Genomic DNA, 18,741 nt, shown 5'->3' on the forward strand with positions numbered 1-18,741 from the left:
GAATTCAAACATTAAAAAGTGACCCGCAGGTTCACGCCGTAGCGTTTGGTGGTGGGGGCGTTCGTCAGCTCCACGCCTTGGAAGTTGCTGGCGCCATACGAGCTGGTCTCGGGGTCGAAGTTGGTGTGCTTCGGCAGGTTGGGCGAATACCAGTAGAGGTTGCGGCCCGACACCGAAATGTTTACTACGCCCAGCGGCGTCTTGCTCAGCAGGGACTTGGGCAGGTCGTAGCCCAGCGATACTTCCCGCAGGCGCACCGTGGTGGCATCGTAAATCGACTGTTCGTTGTAGCCGTTGGTGGCGGCGCCGCCGCCCACACCCGCTGCCGAGAAGTACAGGTCGTTGACCGAAATGGCGGTGGTGTTGCGCAGCGGGGTGCCGTTGGCGTCGCGCGCCGCGCCGCCGGTGGCGCGGTCGTAGCGAATGCCGTTGATGATAACCAGACGGTTACGGTCCTCGGTGTCTTTGGTCACGCCGCGGCCCAGTTCCTCCTGAATGGTGGTAGCATACAACTGCCCACCTTTGCGATAGTCAATCAGCGTATTCAGGGTGAAGCCCTTGTACGTAAACTGGTTGATGAAACCCATCAGGAATTCGGGGTTGGGGTTGGCAATTACCTTGTTGCCGCCCGGAATCAGGCGGCCGTTGATGGGGTCAACGTACAGTTCGCCGTTGCCGTCGCGCTTGGCTGCCGAGCCGTACAGCACACCGTACGGCTGGCCCGGGATGAGCAGGCCGAGCAGGTTGAAGGCAGAGCCCAGCACCAACGTGTCGCCGTTGGCCGTGGTGCTCTCCACAATGTTGCGGTTGCGGGTGAAGTTGAACGTGCTGCTCCAGCGGAAGCCGGCCGCATCGACGGGAACGGCCGTGAAAGCCACTTCAAACCCTTTGTTCGATACTTCGCCGAAGTTGGTGAAGAACGCGCCATACCCCGTAGCCGAAGGCAGGTCGCGGGCGGCAATCTGGTTGGTCGAACGCTTGTCGTAATAGGTGCCGTTGAAAGAAACGCGTCCTTTCAGGAAAGACAGTTCCGTACCCAATTCCAGCTCCGTCGAGAATTCCGGCGTCAGCGCGGGGTTATTGATAACACTGCCAATGGCCAGGCCGGCAACCCCGCGGAAGGGGAACACGCCACCCGGGTTAATGCTGAAGGTGGTGGCACCCGAGCGGTAGGCGGGGGCGTCGCGGCCCACGCGGCCGTAGGCCACACGCACTTTGGCCAGGTCCAGCCAGCGGTAGTCCAGCTTGAAGGCTTCGTTCAGCACCAGCGAACCTGCGGCGCTTGAGTAGAAGAACGAACGGCCGGTTTCGTTGATGTTGCCGTTCTTGTTCAGGGTCGAGGAAAAGTCATTACGGCCCGTCAGCGTCACAAACGCGAAGTTTTTGTAGCCCACGGTGGCGTTGCCCAGCAGGCCCATCAGGCGGCGCTTGGAATAGGCGTAGCCGTAGGTACTTTTCTCACGGGTGTTCTCGATGTTGTCGATGCCGAAAATGATGATGTCCTTGCCCAGGTATGATTTGCCGTCGAACGTACGGGCGTTGAGGTTTTGCCCCACACTGGCGGTCAGGCTGATGTCTTCGGTGATGTTCTTATTAAAGTTAAGCAGGGCGGTTTGCTCAAACTCGGTGTTCTGGATGTAGTCTTCGATGACCTGGCTCACGCCGCTGTTAGCCAGCGAGCCGGGCCGAATCACGCTGCTGCGGGTATCGGTGTAGGTGTTGACGCCGCCGGTGTAGGTCACCGTCAACCAGTCTTTGATGGCGTACGACAGGCCCAAGCTGCCCACCACGCGGTCGACGCGCGAGCGGTAGATGCTGTTCTCCACCGACCAACGGGGGTTGTCAGCCTGCGTGGTGAGCCAGGCAAATACCGGAGCGTTGGTCACCGGGTCTTTATAAGGAAGGCCCTGCAGGTCGAGGCTGCGGGTCAGGAACAGCGTGCGGGCAAAGGCCGATGCGCTGCCGCCCAGCAGGTTGTTGGCACCCAGAATAGGGCCCTGCTGCTCCGTGTTGGTGTAAGCCACGTTGCCGGTAACGGTGAGCTTGTTGAATTTGCCCGAGCCGCCGGCGCTGATGTTGTTGCGCACGAACGACGAGTTGGGAATAGTACCCTTCTGGTCGGCGCGCGACACGATGGTGGTGAAGCTGGAGTTGTCGTTGGTGCTGTTGAGCGAAATCGAGTTTTCGTACAGGTGGCCCGTGTCGAAGAAATCCTTCACGTTGTTCGGGTACGCTTGGTACGGAATCGTGGCATTGGCCGGAATGTCGGGGAAATTCGGGTTGCCGGCCTGGGGGTGAGGAATGGTTTCGGGTGCACCCTGAGCCTTGTTGCCAAACTCGGGGCCCCACGAACCGTTGGCGCTCGAGTTAACGAAGTTGGCGCCGGCGCCATACTTGTTCTGATAGTCGGGCAGGGCCGCCACTTTCTCAATTGAGTAGCCCGTGGTGTAGCCCACCTGAATGCCCTTGGGGCCGCGTTGGCCACCACCACCGGTCTTGGTTGTAATAACAATAACGCCGCCTGCTGCCCGTGAGCCATAAAGCGCCGCCGCCGCCGCACCTTTTAGCACGTTGATGGAGGCAATGTTGTTGGGGTCCACGTCGGCCGTGCGGCTGGAGTAGGAAGCGCCGTGGGTGAGGGGGTTGTCCGATTCGGTCTGGGAGTTGTCGTACGGCACGCCGTCCACCACAAACAGTGGCTGGTTTTCGCCAAAAAACGACGTGTTGCCCCGAATGGTGATGCGCGACGAAGAACCCGGCACGCCGTTAGAGCTGATAATGTTCACGCCGGGCACCTTACCCGAGATGGTACGCAGCAAGTCCGGCTCGGACTTCTGGACCACCTGCTCCGACTTGATTTCCGAAACGGCGTAGCCAAGGGCGCGCTTTTCGCGCGAAATACCTAGGGCCGTCACCGTTACCTCGTCCAACTGTTTGTTGTCAACAGCCAGGGCCACGTCCACCGTGCCGGAGCCGCCCACCGGTTGCTCGGCCGTGAGGTAGCCCAGGTATTTGAACTGGAGCACAGCGCCGGCCGCCGCCACGTTCAGGGTAAAGTGCCCGTCGGCGTCCGTAGCCGTGCCGGTCGTGGTGCCTTTCACGATGACGCTAACCCCGGGCAGGCCTTCGTTGGTGCTCTTGTCGGTGACGCGGCCCGTAACTGGCCGTGTTTGGGCCCAGCTCCGCCCGGCAAGGGTCAGCAGCAAAAGCAGGCTCAATAGTAAGGTTCTCTTCATTGAGTTAAAAATGGGTGTGTTAGAAAAGAGGGAAATAGAAACAGGGTGGAGGCATTTTAAAAGTTGAAAGTACTGCGGCGGCGGAAAATTCTCACTATTACAGCGTATTTTAGGTATGCTTATTAAGTGTAAGTCTTTCGCCTGGCCGGTTTCTTTTTTGCCGGGTTGCCATCGTTTGATGCCGCTTTAGTACCAAATGCACAGCTTTTCCCTTCCCTTTTTGCTTATTTTTTAAGTATTTCTAACCCGACTGTGGCTGCAGGGTATCTTCTTTTGAGCCACTTTCGTGGCGTTAGCCAAGCTGTCGCAGCCGTTTCTTGCGCCTTCAAACCGGTTATCAACTCCTCGCTTGGCTATGTTAATGCAAGAAGTTCCAGAGACGAATAATGTAGTGATTGGTGTAAGTGATTGAATTATATGAATTTTTCATTGTGTAAGCAGTGATAATATTCATTCGCTCTACCCGAATAGCAGTAGCTCTAAATACAATTGAGTATCGGTGCTTTTCGAAAAAATCGAGAAGCCTTGATGAAAAAAAAACATTCTATTAACTCCCCGGTCATCAAAACTTGTGATATCTTGCCAAAAATTCGTTCTACCAAACAAGTGTTAGCTTTGGGCGAAACAGAGGCACTTTAATTCCTTTCTTTAATATGAGCAATAGGATTGTCGCAAGGTCTTGAGCCGGATTGGGTTCAGCCAGCGACAACGCAGAGGCTTACCGGTCTTCCGTCTGACAGGAACTACCCGCTTCGCCTTGTGCCTTGCCCACCAACGGTTCCCGGCCTTTGGGCAAGCCCAACTTTACTCCATCCCCTCCTGCTTTTTGAAAGTGGCCAAAAGCCCGTAAAGGCGTTTTTCGCTAGCACAAGCTAATTTTCTTGTATAATTGCTGCCCCACACTTTAGCTTTTTTACCTTTTCACTCACCAACCAACCAGCCAAATGAAAAAACTCTTATGTATGGTCATGCTTATAATGACCGGCCTGTTGCAGCAGGTCTATGCTCAGGACCGCTCCCTTTCAGGGCGAGTAACTGACCGTGCCAACGGCCAGGGTCTCCCCGGGGCTACCGTCTTGGTGAAGGGCACAACCGTCGGGGCTTCCACGAATGCTGACGGCGGCTTCACGTTGAGCGTGCCGAGCTCGGCCACCACGCTGGTGGTTAGCTCCATCGGCTATGCGACCGTTGAGCAGCCCATTGGCTCCAGCAATACCTACGACATCGGCCTGGCCGCTGACGTGAAGCAGCTGGGCGAAGTAGTGGTAACGGCTCTCGGCGTAGAGCGTACCCGCAACTCGCTGCCGTTCTCGGCTACCCAAATTGAGGGCAACAACATTACCGTCGCTCGTAACCCCAACGCGGTGAACGGTCTGGCTGGCAAAGTGGCCGGTCTGAACATCACCCAGAGCAACGGCCTCGGCAGCTCGTCGAACGTCGTTATCCGCGGCACGAAGTCGCTGTTCAACACTAACCAAGCCCTCTTCGTGGTGGACGGGGTGCCGATTAGCAACGCCAACACCAACACGGCCACCCAAGCTACCGGCGGCGGTGGCTACGACTACGGCAACGCTGCTGCCGACATCAACCCCGACGACATCGCGTCGACCACCGTGCTGAAAGGCGCTGCCGCTACCGCCCTCTACGGCTCGCGTGCTGCCAACGGCGTGATTCTGATTACCACCAAGAAAGGCCGTCGTGGCCTGGGTGTGACGGTGAACGCCGGCGCTACGCTGGGCCGCATCGACAAGAGCACCTTCATCAAATACCAGGACCGCTACGGCGCCGGCTACGGCCGCTACTACGAAGACGCTACGGGCTACTTCCTGTCCCGTGACATTCAGGGCAATGGCACCGAAGAACTGGTGGCTCCCCTGTCGGAAGATGCTTCTTACGGTGGTAAGTTCGACCCGAACCTGCTCGTTTACCAGTGGGATTCCTTCGACCCCACTTCCCCCAACTACCGCAAAGCCACCCCGTGGGTGAACGCCAAGAACGGCGCCGAAACCTTCTTCGAAACCGCCAGCACGCTCAACAACAGCGTTACCATCGACGGTGGCAACGACGCTGGCTACTTCAAGCTGGGTTACAACCGGGTGGATGACCGCGGCGTACTGCCGAACAGCAAAATTGCCAAGAACGTCATCAACTTCGCGGGTTCGCTGAACCTGACCCCCAAGCTGACCACCAGCGCCTCCATCAACTACACCAACATCAAAGGCCAGGGCCGCTACGGCACGGGCTACGGCGATGGCAACATCATCACCAACATGCGTCAGTGGTGGCAGACCAACGTGGACATCAAGGACCAGAAGGATGCGTATGAGCGCAACATCGGCCGCGGCTACCATGCTACCTGGAACTACGCTGACCCCGACAACCTGAAGCCCATCTACTGGAACAACCCCTACTGGGTGCGCAACCAGAACTACGAAACGGATGGCCGTGACCGTTACTTCGGCAACGTGGCCGCTACCTACAAGTTTGCCGACTGGTTCAACGTGTTGGGCCGTGTGACGCTGGATACCTATAGCGAAATTCAGGAAGAGCGCATTGCCGTGGGCAGCGTGGGCGTTTCGGAATACAGCCGCTACAACCGCACCTCGCGCGAAGCCAACTTCGACCTGATTGGTAATTTCTCGGCCAATATTGCCAGCAATCTGAGCTTCAAAGGTTTGATTGGTACCAACCTGCGTCGTCAGGCTTTCAGCTCGATTCGTGCCTTCACCAACAACGGCCTGGCAGTACCCGGCCTGTATTCGCTCTCCAACTCGGTTGACCCCCTCACTCCGCCGATTGAGAGCGAATCCAAGATTGGTGTAGACGGCGTCTTCGGTAGCGCTACGTTTGGCTTGCGCGACATGGTGTTCCTGGACCTAACCCTGCGTCGGGATAAGTCGACGACCCTACCCAAAGCCAACAACGTGTTCTACTATCCTTCGGCGGCCCTCAGCTTTGCCTTCTCGGAACTGACCAAGGAGTCGGCCCCGTGGCTGTCGTATGGCAAAGCCCTCTTGAACTACGCCGAAGTAGGCAGTGATGCTACGTCGCAGGTGGTGTATGACTACTACTTCAAGCCCACTGCTTTTGGTTCGACGGCACTTTTCAGCTTGCCCAGCGTCAAAAACAGCCAGACCCTGAAGCCTGAGCGCACCAAGAGCATCGAGGCCGGTGTGGAACTGGCTTTCCTCAACAGCCGCCTCGGCGTGAACGCCACGGTGTATCAGCAGAACACCGTCGACCAGATTATCCCCCTGAACCTGTCGACCGCTACCGGCTACAGCCAGCGCTATGTCAACTCGGGTGAAGTACGCAACCGTGGTGTTGAAATCGGCGGCTACATCACGCCGGTGAAAAACGACAACGTGACCTGGACCGTGAACCTGAACTGGTACAAGAACCAAAACCGCGTGATGTCGCTGGCCGATGGCCTCGACAACATTGTGTTGGCTTCGTACCAGGGCGGTTTGACTTCTAACGCCACGGTGGGCGAAGCTTTTGGCTCACTGCGTGGTAGCGACTACCGCTACGACGGCAGCGGCAACCGCATCCTGAACGTGACCAAGAGCGCCACCACGGGCCTGCCCACGGCTGCCTACTACGCTCAGACCGGCGCCAATAACGTAATCGGCAACCCCAACCCGGACTGGAAAGGTGGTGTGTCGAACACGGTGAGCTACAAAGGCGTGTCGCTGTACTTCTTGGTTGACATCCGCAAAGGCGGTCAGGTGTTCTCGCTCGACCGTTACTACGGCCTGGCCACCGGCCTGCAGCCCGAGACGGCCGCCGACAACGAACTGGGCAACCCCAGCCGTACCCCCATCACCCGCAATGCCGACGGTACCTACGCCTCGACCAGCGGTGGTGTAATTCTGCCCGGTGTGTACGCTGCCGGAACTACCATTGGCGGTGTGGACGTTTCGGGCCAACAGAACACGGTTCGCAGCCCGAACACGGAATACGGTCTGTATGGCTACCTGCGCAACCCTAACTCGACTTTCGTGTACGACGCCAGCTTCGTGAAACTGCGTGAAGTTTCGCTGACCTACTCGCTCCCGAACACGCTCCTGTCGAAAATGGGTGGTTTGAAAGGCATTGACATTTCGTTGATTGGTCGCAACCTGTGGATTATCCACAAGAACCTGCCTGATGCTGACCCGGAAGATGCTTTGAGCTCCGGCAACCTGGGCCAAGGCTACTCGTCGGGTTCCTTCCCGGCTGTGCGTAGCCTCGGTGCTAACCTGCGCTTCCGGTTCTAATATCAACGGCTTTTAATCAACTACCCGAAATGAAAAAGACTCTTCTATTTCTCTCAACGGCGTTGTTCCTGGCAACGTCCTGCGTGGATAGCCTTGACGATTACAACGTCGACCCAAAAAGCGCTACTAAGGTTCTCAGCGTGACGCTGGTTTCGAACGCGGAGCGCAGCCTGGCCCGCACCGTGACCAGCTCGAGCGTGAACCTGAACCCGTTCCGCCTGTTTGTGCAGTACTGGGCTCAGACGACTTACTTCGACGAGAGCATCTACAACATCACGACTCGTCCGATTCCGGCTTCGTTCTGGACGGCGCTCTACCGTGATGTATTGGCCGACCTGCGCGAGTCGAAAAAGATTACCGCGGCTGACCAGCTCATCTCGACCGGTGTGCGCAACAACCAGAACGCCATTGCGGAAGTACTGGAAGTGTACACCTGGGCTACCTTGGTGGACACGTTTGGCAACGTGCCTTACTCCAAGGCACTGGACATCAACAACCCCCAGCCGTCTTACGACGATGCGGCTACGGTCTATAATGACCTGATTGCTCGTCTTGATGCCGCTATCGGCCAGATGAACACGACTGCTGGCAGTGGCGCGTTCGAAAATGGCGACCTGCTGTACAAGGGTGACATGACCAGCTGGAAAAAGTTTGCCAATTCGTTGAAGCTGCGTCTGGCTCTGACCATCTCCGACGTTGACAATACGAAAGCCAGCCAATTGGCGGTGCAGGCTGCTTCCGGAGTGTTCACCAGCAACGATGAAAACGCCCAGCTGAACTTCCTGTCGACGGCTCCCAACACTAACCCGGTGTGGGAAGACCTGATTCAGAGCGGCCGTTTTGACTTCGTGGGTGCCGGCACGTTCATCACGCGCCTGAACACCCTGAACGACCCGCGTCGCAACGACTACTTCAAGCTGGCTGCCAATGGTACCTACCGCGGCGGTGTATACGGCACCAACAACAACTACGCTACGTACTCGGCTCCTGGCGACAAACTGGAAGACCCGACCCTGCCCGGCGTACTGCTGTCGTACAGCCAGGTAGAGTTCCTGCTGGCCGAGGCGGTTGAGCGCGGCTACGCCGTGGGCGGCACCGCTGCTGGCCACTACAATGCTGGCGTAACCGCCTCCATTTTGGAATGGGGTGGCACGACGACCGAAGCCACCACGTACCTGGCCCAGCCCACCGTGGCTTATGCCACCGCTGCGGGTACCTACAAGCAGAAGATTGGCGTGCAGAAGTGGATTGCCCTCTACGGCCAGCCGGTTGACTCGTGGAGAGAGTACCGTCGCCTCGATTCGCCCACGCTGACGGCTCCTACCGGCGCCCTGAGCGCACTGCCCCTCCGCCTCACCTATCCCGTGGTAGAGCAGAACCTGAACGGTGCCAACTACAAGGCTGCTTCGTCGGCCATTGGCGGCGACGCCGTGACGACGAAGATTTTCTGGGACAAGTTCTAATACTTGCTCCGAGTCTTAACCGCAAAAAAGGGCTACCCAATTTGGGTAGCCCTTTTTTTGTGGCATGTGTGAGGAATGAACCGGCTGAAGCTAGCTCTGCATCAGAAAGCCCTTGATGAACTCGTCGAGGTCGCCGTCCAGCACATTTTGCACGTCGGTGCGCTCGATGCCGGTGCGCAGGTCCTTGATGAGCTTGTAGGGGTGCAGCACGTAGTTGCGAATCTGGGAGCCGAAGTCGATGCGCTTTTTGGTTGACTCCACTTTGTCGCGTTCGGCGTTGCGCTTGTCCATCTCAATCTGGTAGAGGCGCGACTTGAGCATGCGTAGGGCGTGCTCCTTGTTCATGAGCTGGCTGCGCTCTATCTGGACGGCGATGATGATGCCGGAAGGCGCGTGCGTGAGGCGTACCGCGGTTTCTACCTTGTTCACGTTCTGCCCGCCGGCGCCACCGGCCCGGAAGGTGTCCCAGGAGATGTCGGCCGGGTTGATTTCGATGTTGATGGTGTCATCAATCACCGGATAGGCAAACACCGAGGCGAACGAGGTGTGGCGCCGGCCGCTGCTGTCGAAGGGCGACATGCGCACGAGGCGGTGCACCCCGATTTCGCTTTTGAGGTAGCCGTAGGCAAAGTCGCCGTCGATTTCGAGCGACGCCGACTTAATGCCCGCGCCCTCGCCGGGCTGGTAGCTGATTTGCTTCACCCCGAAACCGTGGCTTTCGGCCCACATGATGTACATGCGCATGAGCATTTCGGCCCAATCCTGGCTTTCGGTGCCACCAGCGCCGGGGTTGATGTCGATGATGGCCGAAAGCTGGTCTTCCTCATCGGAAAGCATGCGCTTGAATTCGAGCGCCTCGACTTTCTTCAGCGTGGCTTCGTAATCGGCTCCCATCTCCGCCTCAGTCACGTCGCCTTCCTTATAGAAGTCATACAACACGTCGGTATCAGCCAGGGCCTGTTGCACGGTTTCAAAGTCGTCGGTCCAGGTCTTGATGGGCTTGATTTCGCGCAGCGTGGCTTCGGCGGCTTTGGAGTCGTCCCAGAAGCCGGGAGCAGTGGTTTTAGCCTCGTAAGCGGCTAATTGTTCTTTGCGGGCATCGTAGTCAAAGATACCTCCTCAGGGCCTCGGCGCGGCCCTTCAAGTCCTTTATCTGGTCTTGGGTCATGGTGGGGGATGGGTGAGAGGGGCGGCCGTGCTGCCGCGGAGGCTGTTGGCCGCGCCCGGTATGGTGTGAACCGCAAAAGTACCGATTTCTGCAGCGGGATGGCCGACGTAGTGCCGCGATGTGCGCGGCGGTGGGCCTAAGTTTGCAGCGAATGCGGTGTTTCCGGCATGATGCACGTACAGGGGGGCGGAAACCGCGGCCGAAACGCTGCGTAAATGCCGCATCTAGTTGCTTTTATTTATGACTCCAGAAGAGCTTAAGCGAGATTTTGAATCGGCACACATTAAGCACGTGCATTTCAAAAGCAAGCTGCGGTCGTTTCTTTTTGGCCGCGGTACCGCCGAAGGGCCCTTGCGTGACCCGGAAATGTGCAGCCTGGGACTCTGGATTGCCGACCGCCTGCGCAACGGCGGCCCCTACAGCCACTTGCCCGAAGCCCGGCAGTTCGACCGCCAGCACGTCCTCATCCATCACGAGGCCAATCGCCTGATGGATATGCACCAAGCCGGGCAAGTGGAGCAGGCCGTGGCCGGATTCGGCCCCCTGCAGGGCATTGCCGACGAAATGGTGGTGCTGCTCCAAACCATGGAGGAGAAGCTGCGTAGGGAGGCCTAAAACGTGCCCGCGGGCCACTTGCATGAAAATAACGCTTACCACCAAGCTTTTCGCCGGGTTTGTGCTGCTGCTGGCACTGTTTGCGGTGGTGGTGGTCATTTACTACCAGTTGGCCGGGCAGGTGTTGCACAATTCGCGCCGGGTGGAGGCGTCGCAGCGCGTGACCAACCGCGCCGCCAACCTGCTGCGCAACGTCATCGACATGGAAACCGGTTTTCGGGGCTACCTGCTCATCGGCAACGAGCAAACCCTGGCGCCTTATTACGACGGCGAGCGGCAACTGGTAGGCCGGTTTGCCGAGTTACGCGATTTGGTGTCGGACTCGCCTGAGCAAGTGGACCTCGTGGACCAGACGCAGCGCCTGTTCCAGCAGTGGGCGAGCTATAGCCACCTGTTGGTGGCCGAGAAGCGGGAAATCCGGCTGCGGCGCCCCGGCCAGAGTGGCCTGGAGGGCATGCCCCACCGTCGCCTCACCGAAGGGCTCACTGGCAAGCAGATAATGGACAACATCCGGCAGCGCCTCATGGCGTTTGAAGCCAGCGAGGCGCGCACCCGCTCCCGCCTGCGCCGCGAGCTGGACCGGAGCATCGTGCGGGCCGAATGGCTGTCGGCGGGCATGGCCATTGCGGCGCTGGTGTTGGGCCTGCTGTGGGCCAGCTACATCGTGCGCATTTTTGGCAAGCGCCTGCGCAGCATGTTGAGCCTGGCTCGCAAAATGGCGGACGGCGACTACAGCAGCCAGATTGTGGACACGGAGCAGGACGAAGTGAGCGAGCTTACCTCGGCCCTGAACGTGATGGCCCGCACGGTGGGCGCCAACATTGCCCAGCTCGAAAACCGCAACCAGGAACTGGACCAGTTCGCCTACGTGGTGTCGCACGACCTAAAAGCGCCCCTGCGGGGCATCGAAAGCGCCTCGCGCTGGATAGAAGAAGACATGGGCCCTGAACAGCTGCCGCCCCACATCCGCGAGTTTTTGGGGCTGATGCGCCAGCGGGTGCACCGCATGGAAAAGCTCATTACCGGCATTCTGGACCTAGCGCGCATTGGCCGGGTAGCGCAGGCCAACGAAACAGTGTTTGTGCGCACGCTGCTGCGCGAGGTGGTTGACACCCTTAATCCGCCACCGGGCTTCACGGTGGAGCTGCCGTTCTTCCTGCCCACGCTCACCACCAACGCCGTGCAGTTGCAACAGGTCTTCACCAACCTCATCAGCAACGCGCTGAAGTACCACGACCACCCCGAAACGGGCACTGTGCACATCAGCTGCGACGACGCCGGCGACTTTTACCTGTTCTCCGTAGCCGACGACGGACCGGGCATTGCGCCGGAATACCACGACCGTATTTTTGTCATTTTCCAAACCCTCACCGAGCGCGATACGCTGGAAAGCACCGGCGTGGGGCTGGCCATTGTGAAAAAAATTGTGGAGCGCCAGGGCGGCCGCATTGGTGTGAAATCGGCGGAAGGACAGGGCGCTAAGTTCATCTTCACCTGGCCCAAGCAGCCGCCCAAAGCCAAAAATGTGAGCGCCACCGTAGCCGCCGGAAGCGTTTCGCCCGTATCAGTAGCTACCTGACGACCGCACGCGGCCGATTTTGCGGGCATATTCCCGCCGTTGAACAATTGTTACGCTTATGTCCGCCGATTATCCCACGCCCAGCATTTTGCTCGTGGAAGACGACCAGATGGACGTCATGAACGTGCAGCGCGAGCTGCGCCGCCAAAATATTGATGTGCCGCTGGTACACGCCCGCAACGGCCGCGAAGCCCTCAAGATGCTGCGCGGCGAGGGCGACGAGCCCAAAATAGCTCGGCCCAGTCTAGTAATGCTCGACATCAACATGCCGCGCATGAACGGCTTGGAACTGCTCGAAATTCTGCGCTCCGACCCTGAGTTTGTGGGCCTCAACGTGTTCATCATGACCACCTCCGACCTGGAGTCGGACCGCCTCAAGGCGCAGGAATTGGCCGTGAGTGGCTATATTATCAAGCCCCTGAGCTTCGATAAGTTTGGCGAGGGCGGAACGAGCGTCGACGGCTTTAGCTTGTTTCTGGACCTGCTGAAGCTGAAAAACTAGCGGATTCTTTCGCTACGAAAGCAGAATTACAATAACCGGAAACCCATGCGATGATGTGGGCTGGGTCCGTGCGCCCGAATGGCTTTGCGGTGCTGCGCCGTGGGGTAGCCCGCGTTCTGCTCCCAGCCGTACTCCGGAAACTCGGCGGCCAGCGCAGCCATGTGCTCGTCACGAAAGGTCTTGGCCAGCACCGACGCGGCGGCAATGTGCCGGTAGAGGCCGTCGCCGCCCACGATGCAAGTGTGCGCAATGCCTGCCACCGCCCGAAACCGGTTACCGTCGACCAGCAGGTGCTCGGGCGTGAGCGCCAGCGCGGCCACGGCGCGGTGCATGGCCAGGTAGCTGGCCTGCGCGATGTTGATGCTGCCAATTTCCTCTACCGAAGCCTGCCCCACGGCCCAGGCCACCGCCTGCGCGCATATTTCGGGGCGCAGGGCATCGCGCCGTTTGGCGCTGAGCTGTTTGGAGTCATTGAGAAAGCGCGGGTTGAAATCGGCGGGCAGGATGACGGCCGCCGCAAACACGGGCCCGGCCAGGCAACCGCGCCCGGCTTCGTCGAGGCCGGCTTCGAGGGAATGGCCGGAAAAATTGGTGAGTAGCAAGGGCGTTAAAAAAGGCAATGCGCAAATTGTGCCCCAAGTTCGGGCTCAATTTGCGCATTGCGATAGGAGAGGCTCGGTGGAGCCGAAAGGGCTAGTGGCTGCCGGCGGTGCTGCCTTCAACCGAATTGTCGGGCTCGCCGCGGCGCTGGCCCTGGCTGTCGCGCGGGCCTTCGTCGATTTCTTCGTCCTCGTCGGTGGTCACGTACTCGTTGGTGACGGGGCCCAGGCCGTTGTTCTTCTGGGCCAGGTCGGCTTCGGCCTCAGCGTGTTTGAGGTTGAAGAGCGGGTCGTGTTCGTTATCGGCAGACTTTTGGTTGGATTTCGAATTGGGCTGAGCCATGTGGGAAGGGAACGGCCGGGATGTGGGCGGCCGGTTTCTGATGGTACGGCGAGGCTCCGGTTTGGGTTGAAAGCGCCACCGCTGCAGACGGGTGTCGGGCCGCAAAACCAACAAAAAAGGCCGTCGCACGAGTGCGACGGCCTTAAAGTGGCGGGTCCGGCTTAGAGGTGTCTACCCCACCTTTTCAGCCAGAGCGCCGCCGCACGAGAGGTCCTTCCTTTCCACATTTCCAGCCCGTGCGGGGGTACTTATGGGTCAAAGATACTAGGCTGCGAGGGCGGAGCGCAAAGAAATTTGGTTTAACGGGGCAGATTAGTCGCCCAACGAAACGTCTGACACGGCGGATGACGGCATCCAGCCGACGATTGACGCAGGCGCCTGACGCGTCCGCGCGTAATTTTACAGCTCCTGCTTTATCGAATTTCTGCTATGTCTCTATCTGCAGCGCCCGTGGTCGATGAAAACCACAACCCTTGGCAAACCCTCAGCACCGAGGTGAAATACCATAACCCCTGGATTTCGGTGCGCGAAGACCAGGTGCTCAACCCCAGCGGCGGGCGTGGCATCTACGGCGTGGTGAGCATGAAGAATAAGGCGTTGGGCATCATTCCCGTCGATGCCGATGGCAATACCTGGCTGGTGGGCCAGTACCGCTACGCCCTGAACGAGTACAGCTGGGAAATACCGATGGGCGGCGGCCCCGTGGAATTGGACATTCTGGAATCGGCGCAGCGCGAGCTGAAAGAAGAAACCGGCCTCAGCGCCGCGCGCTGGACGCGCATTGCCCGCATTCACACCTCCAATTCGGTGACCGACGAGGAAGGCTTCGTGTTTCTGGCCGAGGAGCTGACCGCGGGCGAAGTGGAGCCCGAAGAAACCGAGGACCTGCGCATCTGGAAGCTGCCGCTGGCCGAGGCCGTGCGCCTGTGCATGGAAGACCGCATCACGGACAGCATGAGCGTGGCTGGCCTGCTGAAGGCCGAAAAGCTGCTGGCCGAACGGAAGTAGAAGCGTTGGCTTTGCCGGGCCGGGCAAACGCCAGCCGGGTTAATGCCCTAACTTTGCCACCATGCGCCATTTGCTTCGCTACCTCGGCCAGCGTCTCTACACTACCTGGGCTACGTTCTGGTTTGTGCTGCCGTTTGTGCTCACTTTTCCGCTGCAGTGGTTTTACAGCCGCCGGCCGGGGGGCGAGTACGTGGTGCACGCCATCAACCGGTGGTGGTCGTGGCTGTCCATTACCATGTGGGGCGTGCCAGTAGAGGTGGTGCGCGAAACCCGCGAGCCCGCGCCGCAGCCCTGCGTGTACGTGTCGAACCACGGCTCGTACATCGACATCATGATGATGTTCAAGTATATTCCGGGTTTCCTGAACATGATGGGGAAGGCCTCGCTGGCCAAAACGCCGGTGTGGGGGCCCATCTTCGGCCGCGTCTACATCACCGTGGACCGGGCCAGCGCCGTGAGCCGCGGCAAGGCCATGGTGATGGCCAAGCGCAGCCTGGCAGCCGGCAAGAGCATTGCCATTTTTGCCGAAGGCCGCATTTCGCCCACGCCGGGCAAGGAATTACTGCCGCTGCACGACGGCGCTTTCCAAATGGCCATCGAAGCGGGCGTGCCCATTGTGCCGGTGGGCCAGCCGCTCAACCACATGTTCATGCCCGACGTGAAGGGCAGCCTGCGCGTGCGCTACCACCGGCTCAAAATCGTTTTTCACAAGCCCATTCCCACCACCGGCCTCACGCTGGCCGATATTCCGGCCCTGAAGGCGCGGGTGGCGGCACTGCTCACCGGTGATTTCCTGCCGGAAGGCGCCGTGAAGCCCGGCCCGAGTACTTGGCGCGACCCGGCCACCGTTGTGGAAGAACCCGCGCCCGAACCGGCCAACTCCTAACTCTCAACTCCTAACTCATACCTGAAATGAGCACCGACCTTGGCACCCTGCGCGGCCTGGCCCACCTGGCCCGCCTCGAATTTGACGCTACCCGCGAGCAGCAGATGCTCGGCGACCTGAACAACATCCTCGATTTCGTGGCCCAGCTCGAAAGCCTCGACACGACGGGCGTGGAGCCGCTGGTGCACCTCTCGCAGGAGGTGAACGTGCTGCGCGACGACGATGCCCGCAACACCGTGAGCCACCAGGACGGCCTGCGTAACGCTCCGCGCAAGGATTCCGACTACTTCCGGGTGCCCAAAGTACTGGAATAGTTGAACCCGAAACTCGCTTCGACGCGCGCCTGGCGCCCTACGTGGCTGGGCGTGCTGGCTGCGCTGGCCGTGGGGCTGGCCGTCTTTTACTACTTCACGGGCGCCGACAGCACCCTGCCCATGCGCTTGGTGCCGCAGCTGCAGGCCGTGCCGCTTACGCTGGAGCAGGTTGCGGCCGGCCCGGTGCGCGTGCCGGTGCAGGCCAGCGGCTTTATTGTAAGCTTGACGCACGACGTGGCCGGGCCGTTTACGCAGCCGGTGGCGGCCTTGCTGTTTTTGCTGCTGCTGGCGGCGGCGCTGGTGGGCTGGGTGGCGGTGGCCAGCACGCTGGCCCGGCTGGCGTTTGTGGCGGGCATGATTCCGGTTATTTTCCTGCTGCTGTCGCTCAATACCGAGTCGCTGGGCATTTTCAACACCAGCGAGCGGTACTTCCTGTACCTGATGCTGGGGCTGGTGGGCGGCGGGGCTTACATGCTGCACGCCTTTGCCGAGGACTGGCGCCTGGGGCGGCGCGTGCTGGTGCTGGGCGCCATTGTGGCCGGTCTGAGCATCTTGATTTTCAGCCAAAGCCAGCTGTCGGCCGCCGAAACGGCTTTACATCTGGCTGCCTATGCCACGCCCGGCGGAGCCGTGCTGGTGGCGCTGCTCGTGCTATGGGTAGGGGTGGAGAATATTCGGGCCCTGCTCTGGTTTAATGCGCAGGCCGAGCAGCCGGGCAGCCGGTTTGGCCTGGGGCCGTTTGTAGCGGCCAGCCTCGTGTATCTGGGCGTGCTGCTGTTGTACGTGTGGAACGACGGCCTGCAGCTGCTGCCGGGCGTGAGCTTCGACCCCTTGGTGCTGCTGCTGCCGGCCGTGCTGGCTGGCGGGCTGGGCCTGCGCCTGCGGGCACCCAGCTACGCCGGCACGGTGCCGTATGCCGAAGCCCGGGTGCTGTATCCGTTGGTAGTAGCCGGCGCGGCAGGCTCCCTAGCTTATGCCTTTGCCACCGATAACACCCCGCTGCTGGCGGCGGCGCGTGGCTTCACGGGATTGGCTTTGCTGCTGGTGAGCGGAAGCTTCTGGCTGTATGTGCTCATTAATTTTATGCCGCTCATTCAGCAGCGGCTGCGGGTGTTCCGGGTGGCGTTTGAGCCGCGCCGGCTGCCATTCTATACGGTGTACGTGCTGGCGGTGGGGGGCATCGTTATCATTCAATCGCGCCGCAGCTTCCCGCTGCCCGACCAGGTGCAGGCCGGCCAGTACAACAACCTCGGCGACCTGGCCCGCCAGCAAAGCGAAGCCGCTCCCGACGACCTCAGCTTGGCCGTGCTGGCCGAGCGCTACTACGCCGAAAGCGGCGACGTGCTCTACCGCGGCAACCAGCACGCCCAGTTCGGCCGGGCGGCCCTCTACCGCTTCCGGCAGCAGCGCGGCAACGAAATCGTGGCCCTGAACCGGGCGCTGCTGCGCGGGCCCAGCGAGAAGGTGTCGGTGCGCTTGGCCGGCTTGTTCAATCAGCCCGAGGATTTGTTTGAGGGCCTCGACATTCTGCGGCGCGGCCTGAAAGCGCAGCCCCGCAGCGCAGCCATAGCCGGAGACCTAGCCCAGCTTTTTACCAAAACGGCCCTCAGCGACTCCGTGGGCTACTACCTTGACCAGGCCGAGCGCCTGAACCCCGGCAGCTACGCCAGTCGCACCAACCAACTGGGCTACCTGCTCAGCCAGAACCTCTACGCCGAAGCCCGGAAGCAGCCCGCCGGCAGCAACCCAGCCACTGAGCCGGCCCTGGCGGCCAACCAGCTGCTGCTAGGTCTGCTCACGAAACCCACGCAAGCTGCTGCGCCGGTGACGCCCGCAGTGCTGGACGATGCCACCTTTGCCCAACTCTACCATGCGGTGCTGGCCGATATTAAAGCCCGAAACGCGGCTGGAATGCAGCAGGTATTGCCCAAGCTGAGCCAACTGGCTAAAGTGGAGGCCAATGCGCCGTATTACGAGCAGCTCATGTTTTTGCAGGCTTACTCGCGCCACGCGCTGGGGCAGGAGCGGGTGGCCCGGCAAATTTTGCTGCCGCTGGCAGCGGGCACCACGGGCACGGCAGCCTACTACCAGATGCTGCTGGGCTTGTGGCAACTGCAGCAGGGGCAGTACGCCACGGCTGCCGACCAACTGGCCTTTGCGGCGTCGCACGGCGCGGTGCAGGCCGGCGAAACGCGAGCCTACGCGTTGGCTTTGAATGGGCAATTGGATTCGGCGCGCGCCCAGGCGCAACGGCTGGCGTCGACGCCCGACTCGGCCATCCAGCTGCTAGGGCAGCGCACGCTGGCGCAGCTGGCGACGGCTTCGTTTGCCGCGGGAGCAGCACCGGCGGCGCGGCTTGGCAACGACTGGCTGGCCCAGGCCCGGCAGTCTGAGCAGGCCAATCGAGCAGCCGCCGCTAAAACTTACCAGCGCATTGTGCGCGAGGCGCCGTTCAACGAGCCGGCCATTCTGGCCGCAGGCCGCTTCTACACGAAGCAGCGCAACTTCACGGCCGCCTACGAAGCCCTGCGCGCCGGCCTCGACGAAAACCCTCAGTCATCGGCGCTGTTGAGGGCCTACGCGCTGGCTGCCGCCGACGCCGGCCTCACCGAATATGCCACCGATGCGCTGGCCCAGTTGCGCCGCCAGCTGGCACCCGCCGCGTATGCTACTTTAGCGGCCGAGTACGAGCAGCACCGGGCAACCCGCGCGGCTGCTACCGACTCTTTCTCCGTTGCGCCTGACATTCCTCCTCTGCAATAAGTATTT

The 18,741-nt window shown here is 60.3% G+C and carries 13 protein-coding genes; 9 read left to right on the top strand and 4 right to left on the bottom strand.

Annotated features, from left to right (window positions below):
• Window positions 1–11: 11 nt before the first annotated feature.
• Window positions 12–3,236 carry a SusC/RagA family TonB-linked outer membrane protein gene (locus MUN81_RS06850; protein WP_245116233.1) on the bottom strand — a complete coding sequence of 1,075 codons (3,225 nt, stop codon included), beginning with the start codon at window positions 3,234–3,236 and terminating at the stop codon, window positions 12–14.
• Between the two features lie 977 nt (window positions 3,237–4,213).
• Here MUN81_RS06850 and MUN81_RS06855 point away from each other — a divergent pair.
• Together MUN81_RS06855 and MUN81_RS06860 are read left to right on the top strand one after the other, a co-directional pair.
• A complete protein-coding gene (locus MUN81_RS06855; protein ID WP_348533173.1) occupies window positions 4,214–7,495 on the top strand; it encodes a SusC/RagA family TonB-linked outer membrane protein in 3,282 nt (1,093 codons plus the stop codon).
• A 29-nt stretch (window positions 7,496–7,524) separates the two neighbouring features.
• Entirely contained in the window at window positions 7,525–8,958 is a 1,434-nt protein-coding gene (locus MUN81_RS06860; RefSeq protein ID WP_245116237.1) for a SusD/RagB family nutrient-binding outer membrane lipoprotein, read from the top strand.
• A gap of 90 nt (window positions 8,959–9,048) precedes the next feature.
• Here the strand turns inward: MUN81_RS06860 and prfB are convergent.
• Window positions 9,049–10,126 (bottom strand): peptide chain release factor 2 gene (gene prfB / locus MUN81_RS06865; RefSeq protein WP_245116239.1). Its coding sequence is split into 2 segments (ribosomal slippage): window positions 9,049–10,065 and window positions 10,067–10,126, totalling 1,077 coding nucleotides; the frame shifts between segments, so codons are not numbered across the junction.
• A gap of 366 nt (window positions 10,127–10,492) precedes the next feature.
• On the opposite strand from prfB, the gene MUN81_RS06870 reads away from it, so the two are divergent.
• The 3 genes from MUN81_RS06870 to MUN81_RS06880 are packed head-to-tail and all read left to right on the top strand — an operon-like array spanning window position 10,493 to window position 12,822.
• Window positions 10,493–10,741: a hypothetical protein gene (locus MUN81_RS06870; RefSeq protein ID WP_245116241.1), complete on the top strand. Its 249-nt coding sequence runs from the start codon at window positions 10,493–10,495 to the stop codon at window positions 10,739–10,741.
• Window positions 10,742–10,763: 22 nt separating this feature from the next.
• Entirely contained in the window at window positions 10,764–12,320 is a 1,557-nt protein-coding gene (locus MUN81_RS06875; protein WP_245116243.1) for an ATP-binding protein, read from the top strand.
• 58 nt (window positions 12,321–12,378) lie between these two features.
• A complete protein-coding gene (locus tag MUN81_RS06880; protein WP_245116245.1) occupies window positions 12,379–12,822 on the top strand; it encodes a response regulator in 444 nt (147 codons plus the stop codon).
• Between the two features lie 26 nt (window positions 12,823–12,848).
• Here the strand turns inward: MUN81_RS06880 and MUN81_RS06885 are convergent, their stop codons facing one another.
• Together MUN81_RS06885 and MUN81_RS06890 are read right to left on the bottom strand one after the other, a co-directional pair.
• Window positions 12,849–13,424, bottom strand: coding sequence for a ribonuclease HII (locus tag MUN81_RS06885; RefSeq protein ID WP_245116247.1), 576 nt, complete (start codon window positions 13,422–13,424; stop codon window positions 12,849–12,851).
• Between the two features lie 91 nt (window positions 13,425–13,515).
• Window positions 13,516–13,764, bottom strand: a complete 249-nt coding sequence (locus MUN81_RS06890) for a hypothetical protein (protein ID WP_245116249.1) — start codon at window positions 13,762–13,764, stop codon at window positions 13,516–13,518.
• 429 nt (window positions 13,765–14,193) lie between these two features.
• Between MUN81_RS06890 and MUN81_RS06895 the strand changes: the two genes are divergently transcribed.
• The 4 genes from MUN81_RS06895 (at window position 14,194) to MUN81_RS06910 (ending at window position 18,735) form a co-directional block, all read left to right on the top strand.
• Complete coding sequence (locus tag MUN81_RS06895; protein WP_245116250.1) at window positions 14,194–14,772, top strand: NUDIX hydrolase; 579 nt, start codon at window positions 14,194–14,196, stop codon at window positions 14,770–14,772.
• Window positions 14,773–14,833: 61 nt separating this feature from the next.
• The gene (locus MUN81_RS06900) at window positions 14,834–15,658 is read left to right on the top strand and encodes a lysophospholipid acyltransferase family protein (RefSeq protein WP_245116252.1); all 825 of its coding nucleotides are present in this window, start codon (window positions 14,834–14,836) and stop codon (window positions 15,656–15,658) included.
• A gap of 26 nt (window positions 15,659–15,684) precedes the next feature.
• Window positions 15,685–15,972, top strand: a complete 288-nt coding sequence (gatC, locus tag MUN81_RS06905; protein ID WP_198977634.1) for an Asp-tRNA(Asn)/Glu-tRNA(Gln) amidotransferase subunit GatC — start codon at window positions 15,685–15,687, stop codon at window positions 15,970–15,972.
• Window positions 15,973–18,735 (top strand): hypothetical protein, encoded by a 2,763-nt coding sequence (locus MUN81_RS06910; protein WP_245116254.1) that lies wholly within the window; start codon window positions 15,973–15,975, stop codon window positions 18,733–18,735. It begins immediately after the preceding gene.
• The last annotated feature ends 6 nt before the right edge of the window (window positions 18,736–18,741 follow it).

The sequence above is a fragment of the Hymenobacter sp. 5317J-9 genome (assembly GCF_022921075.1).
GTDB lineage: Bacteria > Bacteroidota > Bacteroidia > Cytophagales > Hymenobacteraceae > Hymenobacter.